This window comes from Microbacterium sp. W4I20, assembly GCF_030816505.1.
Lineage (GTDB): Bacteria > Actinomycetota > Actinomycetes > Actinomycetales > Microbacteriaceae > Microbacterium.
Window position 1 is genome coordinate 720,961 of record NZ_JAUSYB010000001.1, and the last position, 19,510, is coordinate 740,470.

The 19,510-nt window shown below is 67.1% G+C and carries 19 protein-coding genes, 1 other RNA gene and 1 pseudogene; 5 read left to right on the forward strand and 16 right to left on the reverse strand.

Going from position 1 to position 19,510, the window contains the following annotated elements; translation table 11 throughout:
• Positions 1–39: 39 nt before the first annotated feature.
• The 3 genes from QFZ21_RS03605 to QFZ21_RS03615 are packed head-to-tail and all read left to right on the forward strand — an operon-like array spanning position 40 to position 2,008.
• On the forward strand, positions 40–837 hold the full coding sequence (locus QFZ21_RS03605; protein WP_307374514.1) for an inositol monophosphatase family protein: 798 nt from the start codon (positions 40–42) through the stop codon (positions 835–837).
• A 19-nt stretch (positions 838–856) separates the two neighbouring features.
• Positions 857–1,426, forward strand: coding sequence for a hypothetical protein (locus QFZ21_RS03610; protein ID WP_307374516.1), 570 nt, complete (start codon positions 857–859; stop codon positions 1,424–1,426).
• A 45-nt stretch (positions 1,427–1,471) separates the two neighbouring features.
• A complete protein-coding gene (locus tag QFZ21_RS03615; RefSeq protein ID WP_307374517.1) occupies positions 1,472–2,008 on the forward strand; it encodes a GNAT family N-acetyltransferase in 537 nt (178 codons plus the stop codon).
• 39 nt (positions 2,009–2,047) lie between these two features.
• On the opposite strand, the gene ssrA is transcribed toward QFZ21_RS03615, so the two are convergent.
• Positions 2,048–2,417: a transfer-messenger RNA gene (gene ssrA, locus QFZ21_RS03620) on the reverse strand.
• A 140-nt stretch (positions 2,418–2,557) separates the two neighbouring features.
• Between ssrA and QFZ21_RS03625 the strand changes: the two genes are divergently transcribed.
• Entirely contained in the window at positions 2,558–3,220 is a 663-nt protein-coding gene (locus tag QFZ21_RS03625) for an SIMPL domain-containing protein (RefSeq protein WP_307374519.1), read from the forward strand.
• Between the two features lie 16 nt (positions 3,221–3,236).
• On the opposite strand, the pseudogene hflX reads toward QFZ21_RS03625, so the two are convergent.
• A pseudogene (gene hflX / locus QFZ21_RS03630) lies at positions 3,237–4,517 on the reverse strand (GTPase HflX); the annotation flags it as partial.
• 292 nt (positions 4,518–4,809) lie between these two features.
• Here hflX and QFZ21_RS03635 point away from each other — a divergent pair.
• Positions 4,810–5,451: a class I SAM-dependent methyltransferase gene (locus tag QFZ21_RS03635; RefSeq protein WP_307374523.1), complete on the forward strand. Its 642-nt coding sequence runs from the start codon at positions 4,810–4,812 to the stop codon at positions 5,449–5,451.
• Here QFZ21_RS03635 and dapF read toward each other — a convergent pair.
• From dapF to dapA, 14 genes are all read right to left on the reverse strand, one after another.
• Positions 5,444–6,319 (reverse strand): diaminopimelate epimerase, encoded by an 876-nt coding sequence (gene dapF, locus QFZ21_RS03640; protein WP_307374524.1) that lies wholly within the window; start codon positions 6,317–6,319, stop codon positions 5,444–5,446. The genes QFZ21_RS03635 and dapF overlap by 8 nt on opposite strands.
• A gap of 9 nt (positions 6,320–6,328) precedes the next feature.
• On the reverse strand, positions 6,329–6,892 hold the full coding sequence (locus tag QFZ21_RS03645; protein WP_307374526.1) for a dihydrofolate reductase family protein: 564 nt from the start codon (positions 6,890–6,892) through the stop codon (positions 6,329–6,331).
• 28 nt (positions 6,893–6,920) lie between these two features.
• Positions 6,921–7,850: a tRNA (adenosine(37)-N6)-dimethylallyltransferase MiaA gene (gene miaA / locus QFZ21_RS03650; protein WP_307374528.1), complete on the reverse strand. Its 930-nt coding sequence runs from the start codon at positions 7,848–7,850 to the stop codon at positions 6,921–6,923.
• Entirely contained in the window at positions 7,847–9,394 is a 1,548-nt protein-coding gene (gene miaB, locus QFZ21_RS03655; RefSeq protein ID WP_307374530.1) for a tRNA (N6-isopentenyl adenosine(37)-C2)-methylthiotransferase MiaB, read from the reverse strand. The genes miaA and miaB overlap by 4 nt, the downstream gene beginning before the upstream one ends.
• 47 nt (positions 9,395–9,441) lie before the next feature.
• Positions 9,442–10,368, reverse strand: a complete 927-nt coding sequence (locus QFZ21_RS03660) for a regulatory protein RecX (protein WP_307374532.1) — start codon at positions 10,366–10,368, stop codon at positions 9,442–9,444.
• A complete protein-coding gene (recA, locus tag QFZ21_RS03665) occupies positions 10,368–11,417 on the reverse strand; it encodes a recombinase RecA (protein WP_307374534.1) in 1,050 nt (349 codons plus the stop codon). Before recA ends, QFZ21_RS03660 begins: the two co-directional genes overlap by 1 nt.
• Before the next feature lie 269 nt (positions 11,418–11,686).
• Complete coding sequence (locus QFZ21_RS03670) at positions 11,687–11,911, reverse strand: DUF3046 domain-containing protein (RefSeq protein ID WP_307374535.1); 225 nt, start codon at positions 11,909–11,911, stop codon at positions 11,687–11,689.
• A gap of 24 nt (positions 11,912–11,935) precedes the next feature.
• The gene (locus tag QFZ21_RS03675; RefSeq protein ID WP_060925763.1) at positions 11,936–12,244 is read right to left on the reverse strand and encodes a helix-turn-helix domain-containing protein; all 309 of its coding nucleotides are present in this window, start codon (positions 12,242–12,244) and stop codon (positions 11,936–11,938) included.
• A 141-nt stretch (positions 12,245–12,385) separates the two neighbouring features.
• On the reverse strand, positions 12,386–12,874 hold the full coding sequence (locus QFZ21_RS03680; RefSeq protein WP_307374540.1) for a CinA family protein: 489 nt from the start codon (positions 12,872–12,874) through the stop codon (positions 12,386–12,388).
• Positions 12,871–13,446 (reverse strand): CDP-diacylglycerol--glycerol-3-phosphate 3-phosphatidyltransferase, encoded by a 576-nt coding sequence (gene pgsA, locus QFZ21_RS03685; RefSeq protein WP_307374543.1) that lies wholly within the window; start codon positions 13,444–13,446, stop codon positions 12,871–12,873. Before pgsA ends, QFZ21_RS03680 begins: the two co-directional genes overlap by 4 nt.
• Positions 13,446–16,151 (reverse strand): DNA translocase FtsK, encoded by a 2,706-nt coding sequence (locus QFZ21_RS03690; RefSeq protein WP_307374544.1) that lies wholly within the window; start codon positions 16,149–16,151, stop codon positions 13,446–13,448. Before QFZ21_RS03690 ends, pgsA begins: the two co-directional genes overlap by 1 nt.
• A gap of 72 nt (positions 16,152–16,223) precedes the next feature.
• Positions 16,224–16,718 carry a GNAT family N-acetyltransferase gene (locus QFZ21_RS03695; RefSeq protein ID WP_307374545.1) on the reverse strand — a complete coding sequence of 165 codons (495 nt, stop codon included), beginning with the start codon at positions 16,716–16,718 and terminating at the stop codon, positions 16,224–16,226.
• A gap of 76 nt (positions 16,719–16,794) precedes the next feature.
• Positions 16,795–18,471 carry a ribonuclease J gene (locus QFZ21_RS03700; protein ID WP_307374547.1) on the reverse strand — a complete coding sequence of 559 codons (1,677 nt, stop codon included), beginning with the start codon at positions 18,469–18,471 and terminating at the stop codon, positions 16,795–16,797.
• A 53-nt stretch (positions 18,472–18,524) separates the two neighbouring features.
• On the reverse strand, positions 18,525–19,502 hold the full coding sequence (gene dapA / locus QFZ21_RS03705; protein WP_046014383.1) for a 4-hydroxy-tetrahydrodipicolinate synthase: 978 nt from the start codon (positions 19,500–19,502) through the stop codon (positions 18,525–18,527).
• Positions 19,503–19,510 lie beyond the last annotated feature (8 nt).

Genomic DNA, 19,510 nt, shown 5'->3' on the forward strand with positions numbered 1-19,510 from the left:
ACCCTCTGGCCCGCCGGTCCCAGCGACTATTCTTGGAGCGTGACAGCCTCCCTCCCCGCCGACTCTCTGCGCCGCGACCTCGAGCTCGCCCTTCGCCTGGCCGACGCCGCAGATGCCGAGTCACTCGCGCGCTTCGACTCCGCCGACCTCGAGATCTCGACGAAGGCCGACAACTCGCACGTCACGGATGCCGACCTCGCGACAGAGCGTGCGATTCGCAGCATCCTCGAGACGGAGCGACCCGACGACGGGATCTTCGGCGAGGAGTACGGCGCCCAGGGCAGCACGCATCGGCAGTGGATCATCGACCCGATCGACGGTACCGCGAACTACCTCCGCGGAGTTCCGCTCTGGGGCACGATGATCGCCCTCGCGATCGACGGGGTACCGCAGGTCGGCGTCGTCAGCATGCCGGCCCTCCAACGGCGCTGGTGGGCGTCGGCAGGTTCCGGGGCGTGGACGGCCACCGACGGCGAACCTCGACCGCTGAAGACCTCGTCGGTGGCGTCGCTGGACGATGCGAGCGTGAGCTTCCAGAGCATCGCCCAGTGGTCGGATGCCGGCCACCTCGACACGCTGCTCGCACTGGCGGGACGCGTCTGGCGCGATCGCGCGTACGGCGACGTCTTCGCCTACATGCTTCTCGCAGAAGGACGCCTCGACATGGTCGCGGAGTTCGATGTGAAGGAGTATGACATCGCAGCGGCAGTCCCGATCGTGCGGGAGGCCGGCGGAAGGATGACCTCCTTCGACGGCGACGAGACGATCTCCGCGCGCTCGACGCTTGCCACCAACGGCATCCTTCACGACGACTTCCTCAGCTTCCTGCACGACTGACCGAACCCCGAGGCCCGCGATGACCACTCGCACCCTTTCCGCCGTCATCGGCGGACTGCTGGTCGTGGCGTGCCTGACCTCCTGCGCCGCCCCTGCGGAGCCGCTCGAGACTCCCCCCGCGGCATCGACGGCCCCGACTTCCGGTAACGGTGTAGAGCCCCCGGTCACCCCGACGCCGACGGCACCCGCAGCAGAGATCTCGTGCGAGTCCATGATCTCCACGGGCACGGTCGAGGCGTTGACCGGCGCGGGCTGGACGGCCAAACCGAAGGACTTCGTCGTCGGCGACGTGGAGCTCACCGAGGGGCTGCTCTGCTTCTGGGCCGACTACTCCGTCGGCTCCGATCACGGCCAGCTCTACGGGTGGTCGCAGATCACCTCCGACGATGCGTCCAGCGCCCAATCAGCACTTCTCGAGGGAGGATGGCGACGCGAGGACGGGCCCGAGGGCACGTACTTCACCGAGGACCCGCGGTACTCGATGGGTACCGACGACGATGGCTACGGCATGACGTATCTCTTCGGTGACGGATGGGTGAAGCTCGCGGACACCAAGCAGGGCCTCGTTCTCATCGAGTGGACCGGCTAGCGAGTTCGGGACTCCGCTCGGCTCCTCGCGTGGCACCCTCGACACATGACAACTCTCTCGCTGCGCCTGTGGCAGGACGACGATCTGCCCCTGCTCCACCGGGCGAACACGCCGGCGATGACCTCGCATCTGAACGGTCCCGAGTCGCCTCAGCAGATCGACGATCGTCACACGCGGTACCTTCGCTACCTCAAGACCGGCGAGGCACGGATGTTCGTGGTTCTTCTGGGCACGGACCCCGTGGGCTCGATCGGCTACTGGAAGGTCAGCTGGCACGGCGAGCCGGCGTGGGAGACGGGCTGGTTCGTGCTGCCGGAGGCGCAGGGTCAGGGCATCGCCGCTCAGGGACTCGCCCTTCTCATCGAGGACCTGCGCGCGCACGACGATGGCCGTCGCTTCCTGGTCGCATTCCCCGGGGCAGACAATCCCGCCTCCAACGCGGTGTGCCGCCGCGCCGGTTTCCGCCTCGTCGGCTCAACCACCGAGGTGTTTCGCGAACAGCAGTTGGCGATCAACGAGTGGGTTCTCGATCTCGCTCACGAAGACACCGGGCAGGATGCAAAAGGCCCGTCTCTCCGGTGATCACCGGAGAGACGGGCCTCTTGATTTGCGACAGCGACCTGGTGGAGCTGGGGGGAATCGAACCCCCGTCCAACGCTGAAAATCCACGCCTTCTCCGGGCGCAGTCTGTAAAGACGTTCTACTCGGCTCCGACCTTTGTCACAGACACCTAAGTCGACGAGCCCAGCCTGGGAAGAGTCCCGTGCGACGTCCAGACGCCGTCGCACAGCAAGATTCCTAGATGACGCCAGGGTCCGTGACGGAATCACACACGGTCTGACGGACTATCGGGCTCGCTTATGCAGCGAGGGCGAAGTCGTTGCGCTTGGTTTCGGCAACTATTTTTTTGCAGAGAGCGTTTACGAGATAACTCTGCATCCTCGGCCCGCTTCTCGTGGATATACAGGCGCTGTCGAAACCGATCAGCCCCGTGATCCTTCTCTCGAAGGAGCCGCTGTCGCACTGTGGAGTTTTTTACCCGGACGTTGATGGCCCGAGCATCACAGCTTACAACGTCGGCGGCACGTCCGCCATTCCCGGCTGCCGGGTCTGCTGGCGTAGAGTCGCCGCATGAGCGAAGTCACGGTCACCGTCCGCGGCGAGCACGAGGCGCGCATCGCGCCCGAGCGCGCCACTATCCTCGTCAGCGTGCATGCAGAGGGACCGGAGCGTACCTCCGTGGTCGAGCACGTCATGAACCTCGCCGAACCGGTGCGCAACAGCATCGCCGAACGCACGGATGCCGGGACCGTGGTCGACTGGACCAGCAAGCGTCTCTCCGTGCGAGCAGAACGGCCGTGGAACAACGACGGCAAGCGGCTCGCCCCGGTGTACTACGCGAGCATCGACTTCACCGCGACTTTCTCCGAGGCATCCGAGCTCTCGATCTGGGTGTCGGACATCTCCCTCTGGGACGGAGTCGAGGTCGGGTGGGTGAACTGGCACCTCACTCCCCGCACCATCGCGCGCGTCGAGAGCGAGGTCGCCGCGGCGGCTGTCGGCGTCGCGGTCTCACGCGCCCAGGCATACGCGAGTGCGCTAGGGCTGGGTGAGGTCACGCCGCTGGAGATCGCGGACGTCGGACTCATCTCCTCGGGACAGCCGGCACCCGCTGTCGCCATGATGAAGTCCCGAGTCGGCGCCTTCTCGGCGGACGCCGCGCCCGCCATGGAGTACGAGCCCGACGAGATCGTCATCGCTGCGACCGTGGAGGCTCGCTTCCTCGCGCGCTGAGCGGGCCGGATCGAGGTCAGCCGGTAAACGGCGCCAACTCGGCCGCCAGACGCTCGGACACCCGAGCATGCACGGCCGTTCCGGCCTCGCGGTGCTCGACCGAGAGCAGCATCCCCGTCTCATGGATCGCCGCGACCAGGTCGCCGCGATCGTAGGGAATGACGGCGTGGACCTCGATGGCGGGCTTCGGCAGCGCCTCCTCGATCGCGGCGCGGAGCTCGGCGATGCCCTCGCCGGATCGCGACGACACGAACTGCGCGCGCGGCTCCAGACCGCGCAGCACCAGACGCTCGTCGTCACCGATGAGATCGGCCTTGTTGAAGACCACGATCTCCGGCATGTCCCGGACACCGACATCGCCCAGCACATCGCGGACGGTCTTCAGCTGCCCGGCAGGATCGGGGTGTGAGGCGTCGACCACGTGCAGCACGACGTCGGCCTCGCCGACCTCCTCGAGCGTCGAGCGGAAGGCCTCCACGAGCTGATGAGGCAGATTGCGTACGAAGCCCACCGTGTCGGTGAAGGTGTACACGCGGCCGTCTGTCGTCTCGGAACGACGCACGGTGGCATCCAGGGTGGCGAACAGAGCATTCTCGACGAGCACACCGGCGCTGGTGAGGGCGTTGAGCAGACTCGACTTGCCGGCGTTCGTGTACCCCGCGATCGCGACCGAGGGGATCGTGTTGCGCTTGCGCTCGGCGCGCTTGGCCTCCCGCGCCGGACCGAAGTCGCGGATCTGCCGACGAAGCAGCGCCATCTTGGTGCGGATGCGGCGGCGATCGAGTTCGATCTTCGTCTCACCGGGACCACGGGATCCCATGCCGGCACCGCCGGCACCGACCTGTCCACCGGCCTGACGGCTCATCGAATCACCCCAGCCGCGGAGGCGGGGAAGAAGGTACTCGAGCTGCGCGAGCTCGACCTGCGCCTTTCCCTCGCGACTCTTCGCGTGCTGACTGAAGATGTCGAGGATCACGGTCGTGCGGTCGATGACCTTGACCTTCACGACGTCTTCCAGGGCACGGCGCTGGCTCGGGGCGAGTTCCGTGTCGGCGATCACCGTGTCGGCGCCGACGGCAGCGACGATGTCCTTGAGTTCCTGAGCCTTGCCTCGCCCGAGGTACGTGGCAGCATCCGGATGAGGACGACGCTGCAGCACGCCGTCGAGGACGACGGCACCCGCCGTCTCGGCGAGAGCAGCGAGCTCCCGCAGCGAGTTCTCGGCGTCTTCCTGCGCACCCTGCGGATACACGCCCACGAGCACCACGTTCTCGAGACGCAGCTGGCGGTACTCGACCTCAGTGACGTCTTCGAGCTCCGTGGAGAGACCCCCGACACGGCGAAGCGCGTGGCGATCCTCGAGGTCCCATTGGTTGCCGTCTGTGGTCGAGTGCGCCGCCGTCGACGAATCCTGCAATGCCTGAGCTGCACCGAAGACGCGCACCTCCGAACGCTTCTCTGCGTTCGCGAGCACGCGGTCGACTGCTTCGTCATCCATGGAGGGGATCGTGGTCTCCGTCATCCGTTCCTGATCTCTGCTTTCGTTGCGAGCCTTAACCTTAGCCCGGGGTGTCCGGTACGCTCACCGTATGGGGTCCGACCACTACTTCACTGCGGCCCCGGCAAGCCCCGAGAATCTGCGTTCGATCCGTGTGTCGCTCGCAGGCCGTGAGCTGGATGTCACCACCGCCGGTGGCGTCTTCAGCCCGGATCGATTGGATGCCGGCACCGCAGTGCTTCTCGCCAACATGCCCCCGGTGCCCCCGGGAGGTCATCTTCTCGACCTCGGCAGCGGCTGGGGGCCGATCAGCCTCTCGATGGCCCTTGCTGCTCCGCACGCGACGGTCTGGGCCGTCGACGTGAATGAGCGGGCTCTGGATCTCGTTCGCCGCAACGCGGCTTCCCTCGGCCTCACCAATATCAACGCATCGCTGCCCGATGATGTTCCCGAGGATGTCACGTTCCGTACAATCCGCTCCAACCCGCCGATCCGGGTGGGGAAGAACGAGCTGCACGGACTGCTCGAACGCTGGATCCCTCGCCTCGACGACCGCAGCGATGCGTGGCTCGTCGTGCAGCGGAATCTCGGCGCAGACTCGCTGCAGCGGTGGATCGGAGCGACCTTCCACCCGGGATACAGCGTGTTCCGCACCGCGACCGGCAAGGGCTATCGCATCCTCAAGGTCCGCAAGCACGGCACCCCGCAGACGGAACCCATCGCGCTCAGCTGACGAGATCGACCTCGCCCTGGAAGACCAACTGAGCGGGCCCGGCCAGCGCGACGTGCTCGCCGTCTTCGGCGGGGAACATGCGCACGCTCAGCGTGCCTCCCGGCACCTCGACCTGCCAGTTGTTCGGCGCCTGCTCGCCAGCCCAGAACCGCACGGCCAGGGCAGTCGCTGCCACCCCCGTGCCGCAGCTGAGGGTCTCCCCCACGCCGCGCTCGAACACGCGCATGCGCACGTGTCCGATGCCATCCCGGACCAGAGGCTCCCCTGGAACGACGAACTCGACGTTCGCGCCGGCCGGGAGCAGAGGATCCAGATCGGGGGCGCGGTGGAGCTCCACCGCCGCGAGCTCGGCCTCCGACGCGAGGGCGACGACGACGTGCGGGTTGCCGACGTCGATCCCCAGCCCCGGACGGGTGACCGTCAAGCCGTCGACGCGCACGAGGGGATCATCACCCGACAGCTTCCACCGGCCGAGATCGACCTGGTAGCCGGTCGCGCTCCTGGTGACATCTCGGACGCCGGCCCGCGTGCCGATGGGGAGCGTGGAGCCCTGTTCGATCGTCGCGAGCCCCGACCTGACCAGGAAGTGAGCGAACACGCGGATGCCGTTGCCGCACATCTCGGCGATCGAGCCGTCAGCATTCCGGTAGTCCATGAACCACTCCGCGTCGGGCTCTTCCGCGAGTGCGGCCGCGCCGACATCGATCGAAGAAGAACGCACCACACGCAGAATGCCGTCGGCGCCGATCCCGAAGTTCCGGTCGCAGAGCACAGCCACCTGCTCCACCGACAGCTCGAGCTCACCGTCCGGATCGGCGATGATGATGAAGTCGTTGCCCGTGCCTTGCCCCTTGGTGAATGCGACCATGAGCCCAGTCTAGGGAGTGCCGACCGGCTGCTCGGCACGCGCGTCTCCGTCGTACCTCACCCGGTATCGACCACACAGGAAGCTGCGGTTGCGGGCCACCTCGAGCAGCTCGAGGTCGAGCGCGCGCGGCAGCAGAGGAGCACCCGAACCGAGCGTCACCGGCGCATACTGCACCCACACCTCGTCGAGCAGACCCGCATCTGCGAACTGCCCCGCGAGGTCACCGCCACCGACGATCCACAGATCCTTGTCGCCGGCGGCCTCCACCATCTCGGTGTGCACGCTGCGCACATCGTGCTGCGTCAGCCGGACATCGGCTCCCTCGGGAACCTGAAGCTCGCGGTGCGTGAACACCCAGGTCGGCTGAACGTAGCCCCACCGCCCTTCCTCGTGGCGCATCACCCACTCGTAGGTCGAGGCGCCCATCGCCAGCGCTCCGATGTTCTTCTCGAACCCCTGGTAGGCCATGGGGCCGTCGTGGTCGATGTCCTGTCTGAGCAGCCAATCGAGCGAATGCTCGGCGGTGGCGATGAACCCGTCGAGGCTGGAGGCGGTGAAGTAGTGGGTCGTCATCCCCTCACAGTGGCACCAGCCACCGACATCACTCGCCGCTGTCCCCGGTCCCGAGGAGCGAACCCGCGTCGCCGGGCGCGTCGAGCCACTCGATCTCGGCGTAGCGCTTGAACCACGACACCTGACGCCGCGCGTACCGCCGAGTGAGCGCCTGCGTCTCTGCGATGGCCTCGGTCTCGGTGAGCCGTCCGTCGAGCTGTCCGAGGGCCTGCGCGTACCCGATGGCGCGTCCCGCCGTGGCCCCGCGCTCCAGCCCTCGCTCGCGGAGACCGGCCACCTCGTCGACCAACCCGTCGTCCCACATCCGCCTGACCCGCGCGTCGAGCCGCTCGACGAGCACCGGCCGATCGACGTGGAGCCCGATGATCCGGGTGTGCGGATGCCACAGCACCGGTCGCTCGGGCAGCGCGGCACCGTGCGTCGCGCTCCCCTGCTCGAGGACCTCCAGTGCCCGCACGATGCGTCGGCCGTTGTGAGGGTCGACACGCGCAGCGGCCACCGGATCGGCCACGCGAAGCCTTTCGAGCAGAGCGGCGGGGCCATCGGATTCCAAATCGCGCTCGAGACGCTCGCGGACCGCAGGGTCCCGGGGCGGGAAGTGGAATTCGTAGAGGACGCTCGACACGTAGAGGCCGGACCCGCCGACGAGGATCGCGTCACCGCCGCGCTCATGGATCGCTGCGACCGCCGATCGAGCTCGCGGCTGGTACCAGGCGACGGCGGCATCCTGGTCCACCTCCCGCACGTCGAGAAGGTGGTGCGGGATCCCGCGCCGTTTCGCCTCGGGGAGCTTTGCCGTGCCGATGTCCATGCCCCGGTAGAGCTGCATGGCGTCGGCGTTCACGATCTCCGACGGATTCCCCTGGGCTCGCAGCGTCGCGGCCAGCTCCAGCGCGAGATCGCTCTTGCCTGTGCCGGTCGCGCCGACGATCGCCCAGAGCCGGGCCGGTCGCGTCACACGCCGACGCGGAGAGTCGGGAGACCGAGCGAGACAGCCCGGGGCCCGCCGTCCGCGCTGGGCGCTGGCACTGCGCAGGATTCCGCCTGCCCGCGGTCCCAGGCGTCTCCCCCGCGAGTGCGGCGGATTCGCAGCGGCTGCCCCGTGGGGTCATCCGCGAGCAGATGGAACGGGGCACCGTGCGTGATCGTCACGGTCACCACATCGCCAGGACGGGGAAGATCGGAACCGGGGGTGACCTCGAAGTGGACCAGACGGTTGTCCTCGCCGCGGCCGGTGAGACGGTGGGTCTCGGCGTCCTTCTTGCCTTCACCGGTCGACACCAGCACCTCGACCTGTCGACCGACCTGCTTCTGGTTCTCCTCCAGGGAGATGCGCTCCTGGAGGGCGAGCAGCCGGTTGTAGCGCTCCTGCACGACCTCCTTCGGAACCTGATCCTCCATTGTCGCGGCCGGCGTGCCTTCGCGAATCGAGTACTGGAACGTGAACGCGCTGGAGAAACGCGCTTGCTCGACCACACGCATGGTGTCCTCGAAGTCCGCATCGGTCTCGCCCGGGAACCCGACGATGATGTCGGTCGTGATCGCCGCATGCGGCATGCGGTCGCGAACTCTGTCGAGGATGCCGAGGAATCGCTCACTGCGGTAGGACCGGCGCATCGCCTTGAGGATGCGATCGCTGCCCGATTGCAGAGGCATGTGCAACTGAGGCATCACGTTCGGCGTCTCCGCCATGGCATCGATGACGTCGTCGGTGAAGGCCGCGGGGTGCGGGCTCGTGAACCGGATGCGCTCCAGGCCGTCGATCTCTCCGGCGGCGCGCAGCAGCTTGCCGAAGGCCTGCCGGTCACCGAACTCGACGCCGTAGGAGTTGACGTTCTGTCCGAGCAGAGTGACTTCGATCGCACCGTCGTCGACGAGCAGGCGGATCTCGTTCAGGATGTCGCCGGGGCGTCGATCCTTCTCCTTGCCGCGCAGGCTCGGGACGATGCAGAACGTGCAGGTGTTGTTGCAGCCGACCGAGATCGACACCCATCCGCTGTGGGCCGAGTCGCGCTTCGTCGGGAGGGTCGAAGGGAACACCTCGAGCGACTCGAGGATCTCGAGCTCCGCGTCGCCGTTGTGCCGTGCACGCTCGAGCAACCCGGGGAGCGACCCCATGTTGTGGGTGCCGAATACCACGTCGACCCAGGGCGCCTTGTCGAGCACAGCCTGCTTGTCCATCTGCGCGAGGCAGCCGCCCACGGCGATCTGCATGCCTTCCTTGCGGCGCTTCACGGAGGCGAGGTGTCCGAGCGTCCCGTAGAGCTTCCCGGCCGCGTTGTCGCGAACCGCGCAGGTGTTGATGATGACGACATCCGCCTCAGCCCCGTCGGCGGCTCGGGTGTACCCGGCACTCTCCAGGGATCCCGACAGACGCTCGGAATCGTGGACGTTCATCTGACAGCCGAAGGTGCGTACTTCATAGGACCGCTGCCGGCCGTCGACGTCGACGGCCGCCGACGATGCCGCGATGATCGTCGGTTCGCTACGAGGGATAGTCATGATGATCCCATTGTACGAGCGGATGGGAGACGTCGGAGCGGCGCGGCTCAGTCGGAATCGACGAAGCGGACGCCCGAGGAGCGACCGCCCGTCGCCACCTCGCGTAACGCCGTCTTCGCCGCGTTCATCGCCACGGACCCGTTGTACCCGCGGCGCGAGAGCTGGCCGATGAGGCGGCGCACAGCGGTGTCGTTGTCGAGCCGGCTCATGGACTGCGCCTTCGAGCGGGCGAACTCCAGCGCACGTTCCGAGTCGTCGTCGGGCAGGTCGTCGAGCGCTGCGTCGATCACGTCGCGGGGTATGCCACGCAACGACAGTGCTCGCGACAGTGCCACCCGGCCCTGTCCTTTGCGCTCCACACCCGACGACACGAGCAGCTCAGCGAGCACCGCGTCGTCGAGATAGCTGCGGCGGCAGAAGTCATCGATCACGTCATCGATCTGGGAGGAATCGAGGTGATGCCCTCGCAGAACCAGGCGGGCCTCTGAGATCGAGAGCGACTTGGACCTGAGCTTGCGCAGCAACGCCTCCTCGGCCACCGCGCGGAGTTCTTCGCGAGACGGACCCTGCTCGGCGTCGACTCCCTCGTCCTGCGTTCCGCGCAGTGCGCGCAACCGCGGAGCGATGCTCTTCGACGCGGACCTCTCGGTCGTCGACGGCTCTGAGGCGGCCTGCGCCGACGCAGCCGCCCGCGCTGCCGCGCCTCGAGCGGGATGACGCTCGCTCGGAGTGCCGGCATCGCCCGAGTCCTCGGCGCCGTTCGAGTTCGCGGTGTCCCACGCCGACCGCCACAGACCCGAGTCGCCGGTGCGTCGGGGTACGACCTTCTCCGCGTGATCCGTCTCCTTCGCGCGATCCGTGTCATCAGCGGGAGGGGCCAGCCGGGACGGCGCGTCAGTCGAGGACGCCTTCTTGCCGAAGAGAGGGATGATGGGGGCGATCCGTTCCGAATCGCCCCCACGTGTGTCGTTCATCAGGCCGGACGACGCTCGGCCAGCTCGTCAGTCGCTTCCGGTGCGGCGATTGCTCCGCCGATACCGAGCTTCTGCTTGATCTGGGTCTCGATGGCCAGAGCGATATCCGGATTGTTGAGCAGGAACGTGCGCGCGTTCTCCTTGCCCTGTCCGAGCTGATCGCCGTCGTAGGTGTACCACGAACCGGACTTCTTCACGATGCTGTGCTCGACGCCGAAGTCGATCAGGCTGCCCTCGCGGGAGATGCCGATGCCGTAGAGGATGTCGAACTCGGCCTGCTTGAAGGGCGGAGCCATCTTGTTCTTGACGACCTTGACCCTGGTGCGGTTACCCACCGCGTCGGTGCCGTCCTTCAGCGTCTCGATCCGGCGGATGTCGAGTCGCACCGAGGCGTAGAACTTCAGAGCCTTACCGCCGGCGGTGGTCTCGGGAGAACCGAAGAACACGCCGATCTTCTCGCGCAGCTGGTTGATGAAGATCATGGTGGTGTTGGTCTGGTTCAGCCCGCCGGTGAGCTTTCGCAGCGCCTGCGACATGAGGCGCGCCTGCAGACCCACGTGCGAGTCACCCATCTCGCCCTCGATCTCGGCACGAGGCACGAGAGCCGCCACCGAGTCGATGACGATGAGGTCGATCGCTCCGGAACGCACGAGCATGTCGGCGATCTCGAGAGCCTGCTCACCGGTGTCGGGCTGCGAGACGAGCAGAGCATCGATGTCGACGCCGAGCTTGGCCGCGTAGTCGGGGTCGAGCGCGTGCTCGGCATCGATGAACGCGGCGATGCCGCCGGCGCGCTGTGCGTTGGCGATGGCGTGCAGGGTGAGCGTCGTCTTACCGGAGGACTCCGGGCCGTAGATCTCCACGATGCGGCCACGCGGAAGGCCGCCGACGCCGAGGGCGACGTCGAGGGCGATGGAGCCGGTCGGGATGACCGCGACGGGGGCACGATCATCGCTGCCCAGCCGCATGACGGAGCCCTTGCCGAACTGGCGGTCGATCTGGGCGAGTGCTGTCTCGAGGGACTTCTCGCGGTCGGCGGGTGATGGCATGGTCTGCTCCTTCTGCTCGCGTGGTGCCGCCTGTAGGCTGCCGCGGCGCTTCCGATTGGGAGCAACTCTCCGACAAGGCGTATGGCTCTTCGGCCTGTTCTTCACCGTAGGAGCAACCACCGACATTGAGTCGGACAGTCGATCGGATTGTGCGGAACGAACCTCAGTGACCACTTGTGCAGAACACTACGCGCTCTTCGAACACATCTTCGACGACACGCCGCGATTCGCTGAGCGAAAACCGGCACACCTCGAACGTGGATGAGCGGTCAGCGCCGCCGCGGCTCCTGACGGCCTGCGCCGTGACGGCGGTTCTCCGGAACATCCATCTCCGTGCAGAGCGCGAGCCAGATGTCGCGCGGCGGTTCGCCGTCGGACAGCGCCTCGACCGACGTGCGATTGCCCAGATCGGACAAGACGAGGTCGTTGATCAGCGACGCCGCGCGCCCCTGGAACTCCGTCTCGACGGCGCGGAGGAATTCACTGCGACGCATACTGTCTCCTGAGCGTGCTGGACGTCAGTGCAGCGAGAGCTCGGGCTCGATCGATGCGACCAGATCGTCGGGGACCACGTCGGGGAACACCTGAATGCCCTCGAGCACGGAGATTCGGTCGCCGACCTCGCGCATGATCGTGGAGATGGGCACGTCGAGGGCGTCCGCGACCGACGCGAGGATCTCGCTCGATGCTTCCTTCTGCCCCCGCTCGACCTCGCTGAGGTAGCCCAGCGCGACGGAAGCCTTGCTTGCGACCTGCCGGAGCGTGCGCCCCTTCTGCAGGCGGAAGTCCCTCAGCACATCGCCGATTTCCTGTCGTACAAGAATCATCGGAACCTCCTCCCCGTTCGATACCCCGAGGTCTCCCTCAGTGAGAAAGCCAGTCTAACGCCCCTGGCTGGCACAGAATCTACCCCTGCACTCTGTGGTTTGAATGTGAGCACATCGAGGATAACCGCGCCGTGCCGGCCACTATTCCCCGATCACGTCGAGGAGCGCAGAGAGCACGGCTGTGACCGACTCATCGCGGATATGCGCCCGGTCGCCGTCGAGGTGGAGCTCTCGTGTCCAAGTCCCCTCAGGGGTGACGAGACCGAGGTGGACCGTTCCGACCGGCTGTCCGTCGGGCGAGTCCGGGCCGGCGATCCCCGTGGTGGAGATCCCGACGTCTGCCGCCCTGCCGTCGACGCGCACAGCCCGCCGCACGCCCTGTGCCATCTGCAGGGCCACGCCGGAGTGCACGGGACCGTGCTGTGCCAGCAGCTCGTCGTCGACGCCGAGCAGAGTGTGTTTGACGGGGGTCGAGTAGGCCACGACTCCCCCGAGCAGCACATCCGATGCCCCGGGAACCGACACGAGTTCGGCACAGACTGAGCCGCCGGTGAGGGACTCCGCGACGCCCAGCGTCCACCCTCGGCTGCGGAGTGCGGACAGCACCCGCGCCGCCGGCGTGACGGTCACGCCTTCTGCCGCGAGCCGCGCACCTGCGCGATCACGTAGTCGATACCGCTCACGACGGTGAGGATCAGAACGATGATCATGAGAACGGCGGTGATCAGCGTCCACGGTCCGAGGCCGATGAAGACGTGCAGCGGAAGCAGCGCCCATCCGAGAGCCACAGCCTGGACGGCGGTCTTGATCTTGCCCATCCACGCAGCCGCGACCACGTGTTCGCTGGCCACCATGAGGCGATGGACCGTGATACCCCACTCGCGCGCGAGGATGATCGCGACGATCCACCACTGGAGTTCCCCGAGGCTCGCGAGGCCGATGAATCCCGCACCGGTGAGCAGCTTGTCGGCGATGGGATCCCACAGCTTGCCGAACTCGCTGACGATGTCGTACTTGCGAGCCAGATAGCCGTCGATCCAGTCGGTCGAGATCGCGACGATGAACAGGATGCCGGCGGCCCAACGCAGCCCCTCTTCCGGCAGCCCGTACGTTCCGCCGAGCATGAGCAGCACGAAGAAGACGACCGCGAGCGGGATCCGTGCGATGGTGATGGCGTTGGGCAGCTGCCGAGGGATCGCCATCAGTCGCGCCCCGTCAGGCCCCAGGCGTCTTCATCGCCCTCAGCCTCGACGACGGGAAGATCACGGAACTGGGCTTCCACCGGGTCATGCGGGGTCGCCGCGGAGGCACTCGGCATCGATGGCGCCGTCGGGGCCGCCGGCACGTCGTCGCCGCGCAGCTTGGCCATCACCTGAGGCAGCTGCTCCGCGGTGGCCAGCACATCTCGGGCCTTGGAGCCCTCGGACGGGCCGACGATCTCGCGGGATTCCAGCAGATCCATCAGTCGTCCGGCTTTGGCGAAGCCCACGCGGAGCTTGCGCTGCAGCATCGAGGTGGACCCGAATTGCGACGACACGATGAGTTCGGCCGCAGCGAGCAGCAGCTCGAGGTCGTCGCCGATGTCCTCGTCGACTTCCTTCCTCTTCGTCGGCTCGAGGGCCTCCTGCACATCGGGACGGTAGTCGGGGCGAGCCTGGCGCGTGACGTGCTTGACGACCGCGTCGATCTCCTTCTCGTCAACCCAGGCGCCCTGCAGCCGGAAGGGCTTCGAAGAGCCCATCGGCGAGAACAGGGCGTCACCCTGGCCGATCAGCTTGTCAGCGCCGGGACTGTCGAGGATGACGCGGCTGTCGGTGACGCTGGTCACCGCGAAGGCGAGGCGGGAGGGGACGTTCGCCTTGATCAGCCCGGTCACGACATCGACGCTGGGCCGCTGCGTGGCGAGGACGAGGTGGATGCCGGATGCTCGCGCGAGCTGCGTGATGCGGACGATCGAGTCCTCGACGTCGCGCGGGGCGACCATCATCAGGTCGGCGAGCTCATCCACGACCACGAGCAGGTACGGGTACGGCTTGAGCACGCGTTCGCTGCCCACAGGAAGCTCGACCTCACCCGCACGAACCGCACGGTTGAAGTCGTCGATGTGCCGGTAGCCGAACGACGCGAGGTCGTCGTACCGCATGTCCATCTCCTTCACGACCCACTGCAGCGCCTCGGCGGCCTTCTTCGGGTTCGTGATGATGGGCGTGATCAGATGAGGGACGCCGGCATAGCTCGTGAGCTCCACCCGCTTCGGGTCGATCAGGACCATGCGCACGTCGGCGGGCCGCGCGCGCATGAGAAGGCTCGTGATCATCGAGTTCACGAAGCTGGACTTACCGGAGCCGGTCGAACCGGCGACGAGCAGGTGCGGCATCTTGGCCAGGTTGGCGATCACGATGTTGCCGCCGACGTCCTTGCCGACGCCGATCGTCATCGGATGCGTGCTCTTCTGCGCCGCGGGCGAGCGCAGCACGTCGCCGAGCGCCACCATCTCCTTGTCGGCGTTCGGGATCTCGATGCCGATCGCACTCTTCCCGGGGATCGGCGAGAGGATGCGAACATCGTTCGAGGCGACGGCGTAGGCGAAGTTGTTGCTGAGCTGCAGGATCTTCTCGACCTTGACGCCGTGACCGACCTCGACCTCGTACTGTGTGACCGTCGGGCCCCGCGAGAAGCCCGTGACCTTCGCGTCGACCTTGAACTGCGAGAGGACACTCGTGATCTGTTCGATCACCTTGTCCGTCGCCTCGGAACGCACGACCGGAGCGGGTCCTTCGACCAGCAGTCCCGGCGAGGGCAGGATGTACGGCGCCACGGGCGCCTGAGGCCCGCGCTCCCCCGGTCCCTCCGTCCCGAACCCGTCCAGGCCCGGGAGCTCCGGCATCTCGCCGGTGTCGGACTCATCGTCGAGAAGCGCCGTGGCCTGCTGCTCGGCGAGCGAGTCAGTCACCGAACGCACATCGGAGAGCACCTCCGTCGCCGCATCGTACGGGTTCTCCACCACCACGGCCTGGTCGTAAGCGGGCGTCGGATCCGAGGTCGTGAGCAGCGCGGTGATGTCATCCGAACCGAGAGTGCCCTCGTCGGGGTCTTCCTCGCGGCCGGTCTTGTTGCGTCGCCACCAGGGCAGCACATCGGGGTCGTCGACCTTGTCGGCGTCGTCGATCGCCGCGGCATCCTTCGCCGGCTTCTCCACCCGCTCGGCGTCGAACATCCACGCGTACAGATCGCCGAGACGCGCGCCGATGCGGTTCGGCGGCGTCTTGGTGAGGATCAGGACGCTGAGCGCCGCGAGCAGCGACAGCACCACGTAGGCGGGGATGTCGGTCAGATACGTCAGCGGCTGACCGACCAGCCACCCGAGGAGGCCCCCGGACTCGCTGAGGGCGGGCATCCCCTGATTCGGGTGCGGCCGCGGACCGGCAACATGGAAGATCCCCGCGAGGGCGAGGACGAACATGCCGAAGCCGATCCCGATGCGCCCGTTGTCGTGGACGGACGAGGGGTGCCGGAACAACCAACCGGCGAGCAGCAGGAGCAGCACCGGCATGATGAAGGCGACGCGGCCCACGAAGAGACCGACCGTGTAGGCGCTGATGTTGGCGGCGACCTCGTTGCCGATGAAGAACCACTCGTTGACCGCACCTGCGACGGCGAGCAGCACGAGGAAGAACGGGAAGCCGTCTCGGCGGTCGTCCTTCTCGAGGGTCTCCGGCCCGAAGGCACGGAACAGCCCGCCGACGCCGTGCGCCAATCCGGTCCACGCCCGAGCCGCGAGGGGAGGCTTGTCCTGCTCGTCGATGTACTTCTTGGGCGCGGGCTGGGCCTTGGGAGCCGTCTGCCGCTTGGGGCGCGACGACGCGCTCTTCGACGCGCTCTCAGTCTTCGTGGTACTCCTGGCCATGCCCTCACGTTACGCGGAACCGCCGACACTTCCGCGTAATGACGCGGCTTTCCGGTGATCCGGATCGACCCATCAGGCGGTACGTCGCACCATCGTGTCGCGGAGCAGACCCTGTGCCGAGATGCTGAACCCCTCGGCCCGGTAGAGGTTCCGCGCGAAGTTGTCCCGTTCCACGCTCAGGCTGATCCGCGCATGCCCCTGCGCGCCGGCCAGCTGCACGACGCCGCGCAGAAGCGACCTCCCCACGCCTCGGGCGCGCCAGAGCGGGTGGACGCCGAGGATGAGCTCGGGCACCGCCGCGCCGACGAATCCGAGACCCGGCTCGTTCTGCGGCAGCATCCGGTACCAGGCGGCGCCGATCGGAATGCCATCGTGTCCGATCGCGATCAGCCCGTCGTCGGCCCCGCGCTTCCAGCCTGCGATGTACCGGCGATGATCAGCGGAGGTCAGCACCTCGTGGCGGGGCCGCACTCCGCCGGCGCGCCAGTTCGCGGCCTCGACGAGCATGTCACCGAGAAAGACGGCGTCGGGCTGGGCGGCCGGACGAAGGGTGAAGCCCGTGGACATGACGCGAGCCTAGACGGCGGCTGTTACGACCGGATGTCGGGCGGCCGTGAGTGCGGCCGCCCGTTCCCGGCAGGGCTCAGGCTTCGATGACGAGGGGAACGATCATCGGGCGGCGGCGAAGACGCTGGTTCACCCAACGGCCGATCGTGCGGCGGATCACCTGCGAGAGGGCATGGGTGTCGCGGACGCCGTTGCCCGAGGCCTCCTTGAGGGCGGCCACGATCTTCGGCGTCACGTCATCGAACACCGAATCGTCCTCCGCGACTCCTCGGGCGTGGATCTCGGGGCCGGAGATGATCTGCCCCGTTGTGGCATCCACCACGACGATGATCGAGATGAAACCCTCTTCTGCGAGGATCCGACGATCCTTGAGGTCGGCGTCGGTGATCTCGCCGACCGTGGAGCCGTCGACGTAGACGAAGCCGAGATCCAACTGGCCGACGACATTCGCGACGCCGTTCTTCAGGTCGATCACGGTGCCGTTGGAGGCGATGATCGTGTTCGACGCCGGGATCCCGGTGTCCTGGGCGAGCTTCGCGTTGGCGATGAGGTGGCGGTACTCGCCGTGAACCGGCAGCACGTTCTTCGGCTTCAGGATGTTGTAGCAGTAGATGAGCTCGCCCGCGGCGGCGTGCCCGGAGACGTGCACCTTCGCGTTCGCCTTGTGCACGACGTTCGCACCCAGCTTCGTGAGCCCGTCGATCACCCGGTAGACGGCGTTCTCATTGCCGGGGATCAGGCTGGAGGCGAGGATCACGGTGTCCCCCTCGCTCACCTCGATCGCGTGGTCGAGGTTGGCCATGCGGCTGAGGACGGCCATCGGCTCGCCCTGGGATCCGGTCGACATGTAGACGATCTGGTCGTCGGGCAGGTCGCGCGCCTTCTTGTAGTCGATCAGCACGCCGGACGGCACCTTCAGGTAGCCCAGCTGCTCGGCGATCGTCATGTTGCGGACCATGCTGCGACCGAGGAAGGCCACACGGCGGCCGTTGGCGTATGCCGCGTCGATGACCTGCTGGACACGATGGACGTGGCTCGAGAAGCTCGCGACGATGACCCGGCGGGGAGCCTTGGCGATGACCTGGTCGAGCACCGGTCCGATGGAGCGCTCGGTGGGCGTGAACCCCGGGACGTCGGCGTTCGTGGAGTCGACCAGGAACAGGTCGACGCCCTCCTCGCCGAGACGGGCGAAGGCGCGGAGATCGGTGATGCGGCCGTCCAGCGGCAGCTGGTCCATCTTGAAGTCGCCGGTCGCGAGGACCATACCGGCAGGCGTGCGGATGGCGACGGCGAGGGCATCCGGGATCGAGTGGTTCACCGCGACGAACTCGAGGTCGAACGGCCCGACCCGCTCCTGCTGGCCCTCGGTGACCGTGAGGGTGAACGCCTTGATGCGGTGTTCCTTGAGCTTCGCCTCGACGAGCGCGAGCGTGAGGCCAGAGCCGATCAGCGGGATGTCGCTCTTCAGCCGCAGCAGGTACGGGACCGCACCGATGTGGTCTTCGTGCCCGTGTGTGAGCACCACGCCGACGATGTCGTCGAGGCGATCGCGGATCGGCTCGAAGTCGGGAAGGATCAGGTCGACGCCCGGCTGGTGCTCCTCGGGGAAGAGCACGCCGCAGTCGACGATCAGGATCTTGCCGTCGTACTCGAACATGGTCATGTTCCGGCCGATCTCGCCGAGACCGCCGATCGGGATGACCCGGAGCGTTCCTTCGTCGAGAGCGGACGGTTCTGACAGGGGGATGGACATGCTGTCTCCTCAGTCGGACACTGTGCGCGTCCGTTCGTTCATGGCGACGCGCCTCAGCGCGTCGTGCCGTGCACCTTCGGCAGGGCACCACCCGCGGCCGCGTTGCGGTCGGGTCGGAAGTTCGAGAAATCGGCGCCGGGCACGTTCTTGACGAGGTCGAGCTCGTCCTCGATGAGCGCGGCCTCCCACTCCTCCGGGCCGACCAGGGGCAGGCGCACGCGCGGGCTCGAGATACGGCCGAGACCGTGCAGGATGTATTTCGCTGCGACGGTGCCGGGCACGTGGGTCATGACGGCGCGCACGAGCGGCTCGAGCCGCTTGTGCTCCGCCGTGGCCGTGGCGAGGTCACCGTTGTTCACCGCATCGATGATGGTGCGGTACGGGCCGGGCGCCACGTTCGCGGTGACGCCGATCAGGCCCGTGGCGCCGATCGCGAGATGCGGCAGCGCATTGGCGTCGTCACCGGAGAAGTACATGAGGTCGGTCTGGTTGAGCACGCGGCTCACCTCGGAGAAGTCGCCCTTAGCATCTTTCACCGCGAGGATGTTGGGGTGCTTCGCGAGACGCAGGATCGTCTCGTACTTGATCGGCACGCCCGTGCGCCCGGGGATGTCGTAGAGGATCACCGGCAGATCGGTCGCGTCGGCCACCATGCGGAAGTGGGTCAGGATGCCGGCCTGGGTCGGCTTGTTGTAGTACGGGGTCACGATCATGATGCCGTCGGCGCCGGCCTTCTCGCTGGCCTTGTACAGCTCGATCGCATGGGCGGTCTCGTTGGATCCGCCACCGGTGATGATCTTGGCGCGTCCTGCGGCCACGGACTTCCCGACCTCGACGAGCTTGAGCTTCTCGGGGTCTGTCAGGGTCGAGGTCTCGCCGGTAGTTCCCGTCACGACGATGCCGTCCGCGCCCGCGGTGATCACGTCATCGATGTGCTTCTCGACGGCGGGCCAATCGACTTCGCCGTCGGCCGTCATCGGAGTGACGAGCGCGACGAGAACCTGTCCGAAGGGGTTGCCCGAGTGCGTCATGCCACCAG

Excerpts from the sequence above, each read along its gene's own strand:
- QFZ21_RS03610 (WP_307374516.1), top strand. The coding sequence starts at position 857 with ATGACCACTCGCACCCTTTCCGCCGTCATCGGCGGACTGCTGGTCGTG.
- QFZ21_RS03615 (WP_307374517.1), top strand. The coding sequence starts at position 1,472 with ATGACAACTCTCTCGCTGCGCCTGTGGCAGGACGACGATCTGCCCCTG.
- QFZ21_RS03625 (WP_307374519.1), top strand. The coding sequence starts at position 2,558 with ATGAGCGAAGTCACGGTCACCGTCCGCGGCGAGCACGAGGCGCGCATC.
- QFZ21_RS03635 (WP_307374523.1), top strand. The coding sequence starts at position 4,810 with ATGGGGTCCGACCACTACTTCACTGCGGCCCCGGCAAGCCCCGAGAAT.
- dapF (WP_307374524.1), bottom strand. The coding sequence starts at position 6,319 with ATGGTCGCATTCACCAAGGGGCAAGGCACGGGCAACGACTTCATCATC.
- QFZ21_RS03645 (WP_307374526.1), bottom strand. The coding sequence starts at position 6,892 with ATGACGACCCACTACTTCACCGCCTCCAGCCTCGACGGGTTCATCGCC.
- miaB (WP_307374530.1), bottom strand. The coding sequence starts at position 9,394 with ATGACTATCCCTCGTAGCGAACCGACGATCATCGCGGCATCGTCGGCG.
- QFZ21_RS03660 (WP_307374532.1), bottom strand. The coding sequence starts at position 10,368 with ATGAACGACACACGTGGGGGCGATTCGGAACGGATCGCCCCCATCATC.
- recA (WP_307374534.1), bottom strand. The coding sequence starts at position 11,417 with ATGCCATCACCCGCCGACCGCGAGAAGTCCCTCGAGACAGCACTCGCC.
- QFZ21_RS03670 (WP_307374535.1), bottom strand. The coding sequence starts at position 11,911 with ATGCGTCGCAGTGAATTCCTCCGCGCCGTCGAGACGGAGTTCCAGGGG.
- QFZ21_RS03675 (WP_060925763.1), bottom strand. The coding sequence starts at position 12,244 with ATGATTCTTGTACGACAGGAAATCGGCGATGTGCTGAGGGACTTCCGC.
- pgsA (WP_307374543.1), bottom strand. The coding sequence starts at position 13,446 with ATGGCGATCCCTCGGCAGCTGCCCAACGCCATCACCATCGCACGGATC.
- QFZ21_RS03690 (WP_307374544.1), bottom strand. The coding sequence starts at position 16,151 with ATGGCCAGGAGTACCACGAAGACTGAGAGCGCGTCGAAGAGCGCGTCG.
- QFZ21_RS03695 (WP_307374545.1), bottom strand. The coding sequence starts at position 16,718 with ATGTCCACGGGCTTCACCCTTCGTCCGGCCGCCCAGCCCGACGCCGTC.
- QFZ21_RS03700 (WP_307374547.1), bottom strand. The coding sequence starts at position 18,471 with ATGTCCATCCCCCTGTCAGAACCGTCCGCTCTCGACGAAGGAACGCTC.
- dapA (WP_046014383.1), bottom strand. The coding sequence starts at position 19,502 with ATGACGCACTCGGGCAACCCCTTCGGACAGGTTCTCGTCGCGCTCGTC.